Source organism: Metabacillus fastidiosus NBRC 101226 (genome assembly GCF_001591625.1).
In the GTDB taxonomy this organism is placed as follows: Bacteria; Bacillota; Bacilli; order Bacillales; family Bacillaceae; genus Metabacillus; species Metabacillus fastidiosus.
In genome coordinates, this window is record NZ_BCVG01000043.1 from 19,746 (window position 1) to 30,471 (window position 10,726).

Annotated in this window: 10 protein-coding genes; 6 read left to right on the plus strand and 4 right to left on the minus strand. The window is 32.9% G+C overall.

Annotated elements, in window-relative coordinates; all coding sequences use genetic code 11:
- Positions 1-50: 50 nt before the first annotated feature.
- From BFA01S_RS11760 to BFA01S_RS11775, 4 genes are all read right to left on the minus strand, one after another.
- Positions 51-647 carry a TetR/AcrR family transcriptional regulator gene (locus tag BFA01S_RS11760; protein ID WP_066230339.1) on the minus strand — a complete coding sequence of 199 codons (597 nt, stop codon included), beginning with the start codon at positions 645-647 and terminating at the stop codon, positions 51-53.
- 402 nt (positions 648-1,049) lie between these two features.
- Positions 1,050-3,245 carry a sensor domain-containing protein gene (locus tag BFA01S_RS11765; protein ID WP_066230342.1) on the minus strand — a complete coding sequence of 732 codons (2,196 nt, stop codon included), beginning with the start codon at positions 3,243-3,245 and terminating at the stop codon, positions 1,050-1,052.
- Between the two features lie 491 nt (positions 3,246-3,736).
- Positions 3,737-5,428, minus strand: a complete 1,692-nt coding sequence (locus BFA01S_RS11770; protein WP_066230346.1) for a glycoside hydrolase family 13 protein — start codon at positions 5,426-5,428, stop codon at positions 3,737-3,739.
- Between the two features lie 93 nt (positions 5,429-5,521).
- Positions 5,522-6,406 (minus strand): CAP domain-containing protein, encoded by an 885-nt coding sequence (locus BFA01S_RS11775; protein WP_066230349.1) that lies wholly within the window; start codon positions 6,404-6,406, stop codon positions 5,522-5,524.
- A gap of 317 nt (positions 6,407-6,723) precedes the next feature.
- Between BFA01S_RS11775 and BFA01S_RS11780 the strand changes: the two genes are divergently transcribed.
- The 6 genes from BFA01S_RS11780 to BFA01S_RS11805 all read left to right on the plus strand — a co-directional run bounded on the left by BFA01S_RS11780 (position 6,724) and on the right by BFA01S_RS11805 (position 10,629).
- On the plus strand, positions 6,724-6,993 hold the full coding sequence (locus tag BFA01S_RS11780) for a hypothetical protein (protein WP_066230352.1): 270 nt from the start codon (positions 6,724-6,726) through the stop codon (positions 6,991-6,993).
- 75 nt (positions 6,994-7,068) lie between these two features.
- Entirely contained in the window at positions 7,069-7,851 is a 783-nt protein-coding gene (locus BFA01S_RS11785) for a GNAT family N-acetyltransferase (protein WP_066230355.1), read from the plus strand.
- Positions 7,852-8,301: 450 nt separating this feature from the next.
- Entirely contained in the window at positions 8,302-8,811 is a 510-nt protein-coding gene (locus BFA01S_RS11790) for a DUF4178 domain-containing protein (RefSeq protein ID WP_066230358.1), read from the plus strand.
- A 12-nt stretch (positions 8,812-8,823) separates the two neighbouring features.
- Positions 8,824-9,492: a PspA/IM30 family protein gene (locus BFA01S_RS11795; protein WP_066230362.1), complete on the plus strand. Its 669-nt coding sequence runs from the start codon at positions 8,824-8,826 to the stop codon at positions 9,490-9,492.
- Positions 9,493-9,495: 3 nt separating this feature from the next.
- Positions 9,496-10,182 carry a DUF4247 domain-containing protein gene (locus tag BFA01S_RS11800; protein ID WP_169800479.1) on the plus strand — a complete coding sequence of 229 codons (687 nt, stop codon included), beginning with the start codon at positions 9,496-9,498 and terminating at the stop codon, positions 10,180-10,182.
- Between the two features lie 48 nt (positions 10,183-10,230).
- Positions 10,231-10,629, plus strand: a complete 399-nt coding sequence (locus BFA01S_RS11805; protein WP_066230367.1) for a DUF350 domain-containing protein — start codon at positions 10,231-10,233, stop codon at positions 10,627-10,629.
- Positions 10,630-10,726: the final 97 nt, after the last annotated feature.

Genomic DNA, 10,726 nt, shown 5'->3' on the forward strand with positions numbered 1-10,726 from the left:
TCAATTCATTCTGTTGAATTTAATTTAACAACAGTTTTTTATAATGTCAACTATTTTTTCATAAAAAGATGAATAATTCCATCTGCATTCATCTTAACCGGCACACTGTTCGATGGAATCTGCTGTAATGTTAAGCCCTGAATAAGACTTACAAAATAATAAGCCAGCTCTAACGGATTTTCATTAATAATAATCTCTTGTTCTTGTCCCTCTTTCATAATCTTTTCTATCGGTTGCAAATTTTGTGTGAATCTTCTTGTAATCACTGTTTTTAATTCTTCTCTTACCGTTTCATTCATTCTAATACTCTGAATCATCATTGTAAAAGCCCAATTATTTTTCAAAGAAAGCCAGGACGAACAAATAAAATGCAGCTTTTCTATCGGAGTTATATCTTCCCTTTCAGCTACTTTTGTAACAAATACACGATATTCTTCCTGGCCCTTTCTTAATATTTCATCCAATATTTCATCTTTTGATTTGAAAAAGTTATAAATATTACCAACACTAAGCTTTGCTTCTTTCGCAATCTCACTAATATTTAACGAACCGACTCCTTTTCTTACAATAAGCTGTAAGACAGAGTCCATTATAAGCTGCTTCCTTTCCTCCCTCACTTTTTCATCCCTTATCACATTTCTAGCCATGACATTAAGTCCTCCATACCTTATATTCCAATTATTATACAATATTTAAAAGCCAGCATTAACTATAAAACTGTAACATCAAGGTGTGTGAACGGAAATTGATTACAATTCATCTTCTAATATAATCTATTATTTCCTGTATATTCATTAGTTATAAATTAATTATATAGTATATATAACTCCAATTTAAAATTCCAACATGGATAGAATGAAAACTTAGTATGGTGCACGATTTTTAGCTCATCTTGCAAATGGATGAGCTAAAAATCAACCAAGTTTTCCTTCAAAATGATAGAGTAATTACTACTTTCCTTTTTCCATTGTCATGTCGGAAAATAAAGTTAGATTTATATACTTCACATGTGAATGCAGGACCGCAATCATATGGTAAAGTCATATTTATTATTGAAAATCGCTACAGTAGTTCATTTGTTCATAACTCTCTTCAAATCGTTTTTTGGGAAGAGGCTTACTAATATAGTAGCCCTGTATTTCATCACAGCCTAACTCTTCCAAAATACGAATTACTTCTTTCGTTTCAATTCCTTCTGCTACTACTTTCAAGTTTAATTCACGGGCCAGATGAGTAATTGCTTTCACAATTGCTATGTCTTCATTATTTTCCGACACTTCCTGGATAAATGTACGGTCAATTTTTAAAGAATTAATAGGAAACTTCCTTAAATAATTTAAAGATGAATATCCTTTTCCAAAATCATCAATTGCCACTGAAATACCTATATCTTTCAGCTTTGTTAAACAGGCAATACATTCTTCATGATTATCAATAAAACTATTTTCTGTAATTTCAATTTCTAATAAACTTGGCTCCAGTCCCGTTTTATCCAAAATCCTCTTCACTACATCCTCAAAATGAGAAAGTCGAAAATGTAATGGAGAAATATTTACTGCCATTTTAATAGGATTCGAAAAGCCAGCATCATTCCATTCTTTATTCTGCTGGCAAGCTTTCTCTAAAACCCATTCATCTAACTTGATAATTAAACCCGTATCTTCAGCAATTGGAATAAATTTATCCGGTGGAACATTACCTAATAAATAGTTATTCCAGCGTAATAGTGCTTCTACCCCATTAATCTGTTTTGTATTCAGATCTAACTTTGGCTGATAATATAGTTCTAACTCATTTTGCTCAATCGCCTTACGCAGATGATGTTCAATTAATAATGCTTCTTCTTGATTTTTATTCATCTCTGGCCGATAAATTGAAAAAACACTATTACGATTTGTTTTAGCAGCATACATCGCAATATCCGCATTTCTTAGTAATGTATCATAGTCTTTACCGTGATCTGGATAAATACTAACTCCAATACTTGTAGAAGTATAAATTTCTAAATGATAAGAGAGTTTAAAAACAGTATCAAATGCTGCTGAAATTATTTGGGCATACTGACTAATAATATTTTCGTCTTCAATATTCGGATAAACAATAATAAATTCGTCTCCAGCTAAACGATATACTCTACCAGCTGGTTCTACAACTTTTTTCAGGCGATGGGATACCTCTTTTATTAAATTATCTCCAACCTTATGTCCAAACGAATCATTAATCTGTTTAAAACGATCTAAATCAAGAAAGAAAACAGCAAATTTACCATTATTAAGCTTAGACTGTGTAATAAAACCTGATACATCTTCAATGAATTTCCTTCTATTTGGTAAATTTGTTATATTATCATGAAAAGCCATAAATTTGACTTTTTCTTGTGCATCATACAGTTCTGTAATGTCATTTACACAGCCTATTATTTCTACAACTATATTGTCACGGTAAACAGGAGATAGGTAAGTTAGAAGCTGTTTATCATTAAAGGAGTAATCATACGTGACATTATTCCCTTCAAAAGCTTTCTCATATTTTTCTTCTAACATTTTCGCTAATTGAACCGGGTAAATATCTTTTGGAGATTTATTTTTCATCTTATCCTTTTCTAATCCCAAATGATAAGCGAGTTTACCTTCATTAAGTACATAAACAAATTCATTTTGCGAATTTCTTGCAACTTTAAAGATAAGATTATGCATGGAATTTACAACAGTACGAAAATCATTTTGTAAGGCTCCCACTAATTTTTCCTGTGCAAGCTTCCCTTCCGTTATATCTGTTCTTAATGCCATAAACATATTGGGAATACCATTTGCATCTTTTAATGGAACAATAGTCGTCTTCACCCAGTAGAATGTCCCATCTTTTGCTTTATTTTTTATTTCTCCCTCCCATACCTTTCCTTCTTTAATTTTCTTCCACATCTTTTTAAAAAAGGATGGATCATGGTAGCCTGAGTTTAATATTTTATGTGTTTTCCCAATAAGTTCTTCACGGCTAAACTTTGAAATTCCGCAAAATTTATCATTAGCATAAATAATTTTTCCGCTCGTATCAGTAGCTGCAACTATTACAGCTGTGTCAAGTGCATATGTTAAATGAGTATAATCATTTAAAGCAGTCGATATTTGCTTAATATAATCTTCCAGCTTTAAGTGATCATCCTTTTCTCTCTCTAATAATGCTTGAAAATTATCAAGAAGTGACTGTAATTGATACGTCTCAAACATTTCCCCTATTTTCCTCATTTATGCACCTCTTTCCCATCCATTTTTGTATACAGCCAATCATTTGCCATCCCCTGATGATTATCAGCTGAATCAATTTAGCTTAATGGACAGTTTAATTTCTCCACTCTCTTTGGAAGCGGATACACTTTTGCCCATTAAGCATTTAATAAAATGATAGATAACTAGTTCAATAGTATTTTTGAACTAATAAAATTGAAAAAATTGTCTAAATATAGCTATTAGTTCTTTTTTATCATATGGAAGCGAAATATGCAAATATCATAAATCACAGGATTTTACTGATTAAATACTCTTTTACAATAGCAGAATAATAATTATCCGCTCTTATCCCTATAAATTATTATGTGGATACATACTGGATCAATAATAGAATGGTCTATACTTTACAAACAAGTGAACTAAAGTTAACTTAGCTCGGATGCAATTTATAATAGAAAGAACTAATACTATCATTCTATCAATTTTTTGAAAAATGTAGTTTATTATAATTAAATACAATTATTACTATCCTCACTTAAATATACTCTTGCTTCATAAGGTCTTAATAAAATAAACTGTTCCTGTTCTTTTTCAACCTTATCATAATTGCTAATTAGTAATTCTTTCTTAACAGTCTGTAACTCATATGGCATATGAAATAAAGCATTTTCCCTAGAGAAATTCGTAATAACAAGTAAATTATCACCCTTTAATTCACGAGTATAAGCATATATTTGTTCATCATTTTCTAAAATGAGCTTGTAATTGCCATAAATAATTACTTCATATTTTTTACGCAGTTTAATAAGCTTTTGATAAAAATAATAAATAGAATTAGGATCGGCTAATGATTGTTTTACATTTATTTCTTTATAATTTGGATTTACTTTTATCCAAGGAACATCATTTGTAAAACCGCTGTTCATGCTTTCATCCCATTGCATCGGGGTTCTGGCGTTATCTCTTCCTTTTTTATAAATCAAATTCATGACTTTATCATGGTTTTCTCCTCCTTCAATTACTTTTTCACGGTACATATTATGAATTTCCAAATCATTGTAATCTTCAAGTTCCAGCTCTATATTTGTCATTCCAATCTCCTCACCTTGATAAATATAAGGTGTGCCTTGCATCATATGGAGACATACTGCAAGCATTTTAGCTGATTCAATCCGGTATTTACAGTCATCCCCAAAACGAGACACGGCGCGCGGCTGATCATGATTATTTAAATAAAGACTATTCCAGCTCTTTCCTTCTAAGCCTTTTTGCCATTTTGTCATTATTTTTTTAAAACTAGTCAGTTTAAAAGGAATAATGTCCCACTTTCCTCCAGTCCCTGAGTCTACATCCATATGTTCAAACGTAAATATCATGTTTAATGCTGTTCCTTCTTTATTCCCATACCGGATAGCATCTTCTATTTCAGCTCCCGGGCATTCTCCAACTGTCATGACATCATATTTTGCGAGTACTTTCTCGTTCATTTCACGCAAATATTCGTGAACACGCGGGCCATTCATAAAAAATTCCCCGCCCCAGTCATATTTTTTCCCGCCTGGCACACTCGGTAAGTCGTCGACCTTCGAAATGAAATTAATAACATCCAAACGGAAACCATCAACCCCTTTTTCAAGCCACCAAGTCATCATCTCGTAAATTTCTTTTCTCAATTCATCATTCTCCCAATTTAGATCAGGCTGTTTTTTACTAAAAATATGAAGATAATATTCATCTGTTTTTTCATCATATTGCCAAGCAGAGCCGCTAAATACCGATGTCCAATTATTCGGCTCTCTTCCATTATTACTTGGCCTCCAATAATAATAATCGCGATAACGGTTATCCTTTGATTTACATGACTCTATAAACCAGTTATGTTCATCTGATGAATGATTAACAACAAGATCCATTACCAGCTTCATACCTCGAGAATGAATTTCCTGAAGTAATAAATCAAAATCCTCCATTGTCCCAAACTCATTCATAATCTTCTTATAATCACTAATATCATAGCCGTTATCATCATTTGGAGATTGATAAATTGGAGAAAGCCAAATGACATCTACACCTAAGTTTTTCAAATAATCAAGCTTTAACATGATCCCTTTTAAATCCCCGATACCGTCTCCATTACTATCCATAAAGCTGCGAGGATAAATTTGGTATACAACAGCTTCCTTCCACCATACCTTTTCCATGCTCATTCACCTCTTCATTTTAAAGAAAAAACCCCACTGTTTATACATATCCCTTATAGAAAAGGTTATATGCATTATTAGCGGGGGAAAATATTATTTACCTATAAACATTTGTGTCCAATGATTTCCGCTTTGTTCATAGCCGATACCTATATGAGTAAAATCACGGCTTAAAATATTTTTTCGATGTCCTTCACTATTCATCCAAGCTTGAACGACTTGCTCGGCTGATCTTTGTCCTTGTGCAATATTTTCACCAGCTGTTTTATACGTTATTCCAAAATTCCTCATCATATCGAAAGGCGAACCATATGTTGGACTTGTATGGGAAAAATAATGATTTTTTTCCATATCTTCTGATTTCTTTTGGGCAACACTGCTTAAACTAGGATCTCCTTTTAAATCAGGAAGACCATTTTTACGTCTTTCCGCATTTGTTAATTCAATTACCTTTTGGGCTGTCTGGCTAATGTTTGCTGTTGTTCCAGGATTGTTTTCTGTATTATTTCCTTGTTGCTGTTGTTGTGGCACGATATTAGGTGTACCATTTCTTTCTTGCTGTTGTTGCTCTGGCACGGCATTAGACGGACCATTTCTTTCTTGCTGCTGTTGCTCTGGCACGACATTAGGTATATCATCCTGTACTACACGCTCATCTCTTGTTAAACTTCTATTTTGTTCCGGATTAATTGTTACAAATTTATACTTTGCATCACGGATTAATACCGCTCTCGTTCGGGGATAATTATCACTTGAAGTATCCGTTTTTAAATTGGATATTTCCATACGCTCTGTACGTGTATCTCTCAATTCTCTATCATAATCTTTCTCAAAGCCCTGCTCATCATTGTAGTTAACATCTCTAAACCTTGTTGTATTCTGATTTCTTTCATCAAAAGCTCCATTATTAGTATTACATGCTGCAAGGCTTAGTAAGAAAGCACTCACAGCAAATGCAGTTAATTTTCTTTTTAGCAATTAATACAGCTCCTTGTGGATTTATTTTACCCCCTTAGTCTTCATATTTTTCCTAAAAAGTATAAATGGTAATTTAAGAATATTTTCAAAAATATGCATACATATCTCTTGTATAAATATTTACTTTTTATTAAGAGAAAATTTTCTATGTATTATAATGTCTCCTCTAGAATTATTCTTAAATAACAAAAATAGAGGAAGTTGAATAAATTGGAAGGAAAAACAAAAATAAAGTCTCATCATATTTCATTAAGATCTTTTACCATTTTACATTTAAAAAAATTTATTCCCCCTCCCTTATCGGCATATTTTTATTTATGATTCCAATAACGATTGAGAGTGATATAACAATTCCGGTCGCCTTTTTATCAAGTCAGATAAATGTTATGATTGTTGATTATATTCCATTTATAGCAACTTATTTTATGATTATTTCTGTAAACGGATCAGCATTGGCAATTACGGTGAAACTGAATTTTATTTTCAAAAATAATTTTCTTCGTACATTATTAAATGTTAAATATATCTATGCCATGGTTTATTATCCGTATAATAGGAACTGTATTCGCCTGATGTTTATAAAATAAGTCCTGAATGGATTGCAGTAACGATGATTGGACTCGGCTGTGATTTAAAACAATGGTAAAAGAGGTGCTTTTTAATTGGATATCACAATTAGAAATTTAGAAAATACAGATGAACTGACAGAAGTAAGAAATTTAGAAACGATGATTTGGACAATGGATGATCCTGTTCCAGTGAATCATATGATGGCTGCCATTAAAAGCGGCGGTCTCGTATTAGGTGCTTTTTTAAATGAGAAACTGATTGGTTTTCAATACAGTTTTCCAGGATTCGATGGCAAGAAATCCTTCCTTCACTCACATAATCTTGGTATTCATTCAGATTATCGAAAATTAGGAATCGGGATGAAATTAAAATATGCACAAAAAGAAGCTGCTCTTAAAAAAGGATATGATGTAATAAAATGGACTTATGATCCTTTAGAAACAGTGAATGGAAATCTTAATTTACATAAGCTAGGTGCTGTATGTAATACATATATTGAGAATGTATATGGAGAAATGACTGACCAGCTGAATAAAGGGCTTCCCTCTGATCGATTTTTAGTTGAGTGGGAAATTACAAAAGAGAAAACTAAGCCCGCAGCAGCTAATTACACTCCTATTCTTACTGTAAACCGAAAGGATAATTATTTAGTTCCTGAAGAGATAAATTATAACGAAAATCTAGAGTGGCTGTCATTATGTGTTCCAGCCAATTTTCAGGAATTAAAAAAGGAAAATCTAGAGCTCGCCCTTTTATGGAGAGAAACGACGCGAAAAGCATTTACATATTTCTTCTCAAAGAACTACTTAGCTGTTGATTTAATTAGAGAACAAACAGATGAGACTGTTTGCCATTATATATTAAAAAGGAGTTAACTATGTAAATAAACCGAATCATACTTCGGCATTTAAAATAGATCTTCTCCATCCGTTTATGACTAGTACCGGAACAAGAAGCTGATAAAGATTTTGTATTAGTTGAAGTTTAGTCAAAAAGCGGATTATCAGAATCCAAAAGAAGCCATGACCTTTGTGTGAAACATAATGTATCTGCCTGGTGATACAGCTCCATCTTTACACTATTGGGCAGAAGATATCATCACTCCTGAAGTGGAAGTAAAAACAGCTATATTTATTTACCAGAAGGTTTCAGAATCAGCAATGAACCTAATTTAGAAAATATAAATAATACATATTTCCGCTCTTCCTGATGATTGCTCGCATTCAATCTTATAATTAATTTAAATGAGAAAAAGGATAATACTTGAAACTTTTTCATAAAATGAATCGTATTATTACTTGATAAAACATAATAGAGGTGGAGTAATGAGTTTCTTTAACAAATTGTTCGGAAAAAAGGGCGACAGCCAAAAACCTGTTGTTGCCCGAAATATGTTCAATTTACAAATGAACGATATTATCACATATGACTTTGAAGATTATACAATTGTTGGTAAAATCAATTATGATGATCATGGTTTCAAATGGCATGCCTATCAGCTTGAAGGAGTATCAAAAACAATCTGGCTGAGTGTAGAAATGGATGATGAGCTTTATCTTGGTATTTATGAAAAAGTAAAGCTGAAACTTTCAGAACCGCTTTCGAAAAAAATTGAATACAATGGAATAATATATACCCTTGAAGAAAAAGGAAAAGCAATGATCCATGGTATTGGCAGAAGCCAAAATGTAAATGGAATGACATGTGAATACTATGATTACTGTGATGAAGAGGAAGAAAAATTCCTTTCTGTTGAAAAATGGGGCAGCGAGATTGAAGTGAGTACCGGTTATGAAATTGAAGAATATGAATTAAAAATCATTGCAAGTAATTAGGAGGAACTAAACATGTTTAAATTTTTCAAACGGATGAAAACTGTCGTCGAATCAGAATTAAATGCCATGCTCGATAAAGCTGAAGATCCGGTAAAAATGCTTGATCAATTTATGCGTGAGATGGAAGCAGATATTCGTGAGGCCGAAGCAGCTGTTGCAAAACAAATCGCAAATGAAAAAATGCTTGAGCGCAAATATGAAGATGTAAAGAAAATGGTTGAAAAGCGTCAACAGCAAGCAATGACAGCTGTTGAGGCAGGAAATGATGATCTTGCAAAACGTGCATTGGAAGATAAGAAAATTCACAGCCAAACGGCCGATACATTAAAAGAATCCTTCGACCGAGCAAAACTTGACTCAACTACATTACGCAAAAAATTAGATGAAATGAAAGCCGAGTATCATGAAATGAAACTGAAAAAAGATACATTAAAAGCTCGTGCAGAATCAGCTAAAACGAGAACGAAAATTAATCGTACAATGTCTGGAATCGGCGGTGATGAATCAAGACGAGGCTTTGAAAGAATGGAAGAAAAAGTTCTTCAATACGAAGCAGAAGCGGAAACCAGCGAGGATATGAGATCATCAAACCGTTCATTAGATGACGAATTTGCAGCTTTAGAAAAAAATGACGTTGATGATGAGCTTGCAGCTTTAAAAAGAGAAATGGGAAAAGAATAACAGGTGGGACGAAGGCTTCCAAAGAACTTTTTAGGCAAGTTCAAGTATGGAAGCCATTTTCATGAGATTGATGTGAAAGCAGGTGTACGAATGAAAAAACCACTTCTCTTTATAATAGTAGGCGTTATGTTTTTCTTGACAGCTTGTGGAAGTGGAACACAAGGTTCTCTTTTTAAAGATGGAATAGCTGAATTTATTAATAATAATTATGAATTTCAAGATGTGGTAGCAAGTCAGACAAATAAAGATAATTTTTCTGAAGTTTTCATCGCGGAAAATAAATCGATCGATGAAGTTGCAAATGAGCTTCAGCAGCACCAGTCACCGGATGAAGTAAGCAATAAGAATAATAATAAACAGGTTCTCGTTTATCCAGACTTGTTTGTTATTTTAACAGCGGATGAAAATAATAACGAAAACACATTGATTGAAGTTGCTGATTATCAGTTTGTACGCGATAATTTCAGTCCTGATTTCTTTGACGGCTTATTAGTATTATGGATATTAGATGAAATACTCGATGTTGATGACTGGGGGAAAAAACGTAAAAATAAATGTTACCAAAATAACGATGATTGCTATCAAGGATATGGATCATCAGGCGGCAGCTATAAATGGTCAAAAGGAACACCATCTGTGCGCGGTGGAACTTCATCAGTACGCGGCGGCGGTCCTGGAACAGGAAAATAAGTAAAAAAGTATTTATATTTTATTTTTTATAGAAAAGGAGTTTTATATATGGCGGAATCTTTACTGTTAACAGCATTATATTTTTTCATTGCTATTGTAATCGTACTTATTGGCCTAGTTATTTTTGAATTCATGACGAGAAAATATAAAGATTGGGACGAAGTGTTAAATGGAAATCATGCAGTAGCTCTTTCTATCGGTGGGAAAATTATCGGTATTTGTATCATCCTATCATTCTCTGTTTATAATAGCTCACAAATTCTGGATACTATTATTTGGGGGGCTTTTGGAATTGTACTTCAAATGATTGCTTATTTTCTATTTGAAATTCTTACAAGAAAGTTTTCTGTCGAAGAACAGCTTCATAAAGGAAATATTTCGGTTGGTATTATAAGCTTTTGTGTATCAGTCGGTTTGGCATTTGTAATCGGTGCTTCTATTACGTAACAATCAAATTGAATGGGGAGAGAGCAGGATTTATAGGGACATTCTTTGCTCTCTCCCCTTTTCTATAAAGCAAAACTTCCATCAGTGCGGGTTTTTC

Bases quoted from the DNA above. Each gene is read 5' to 3' on its own strand.
- BFA01S_RS11760 (WP_066230339.1), bottom strand. From the start codon at position 647: ATGGCTAGAAATGTGATAAGGGATGAAAAAGTGAGGGAGGAAAGGAAG.
- BFA01S_RS11765 (WP_066230342.1), bottom strand. From the start codon at position 3,245: ATGAGGAAAATAGGGGAAATGTTTGAGACGTATCAATTACAGTCACTT.
- BFA01S_RS11770 (WP_066230346.1), bottom strand. From the start codon at position 5,428: ATGGAAAAGGTATGGTGGAAGGAAGCTGTTGTATACCAAATTTATCCT.
- BFA01S_RS11780 (WP_066230352.1), top strand. From the start codon at position 6,724: ATGATTCCAATAACGATTGAGAGTGATATAACAATTCCGGTCGCCTTT.
- BFA01S_RS11790 (WP_066230358.1), top strand. From the start codon at position 8,302: ATGAGTTTCTTTAACAAATTGTTCGGAAAAAAGGGCGACAGCCAAAAA.
- BFA01S_RS11795 (WP_066230362.1), top strand. From the start codon at position 8,824: ATGTTTAAATTTTTCAAACGGATGAAAACTGTCGTCGAATCAGAATTA.
- BFA01S_RS11805 (WP_066230367.1), top strand. From the start codon at position 10,231: ATGGCGGAATCTTTACTGTTAACAGCATTATATTTTTTCATTGCTATT.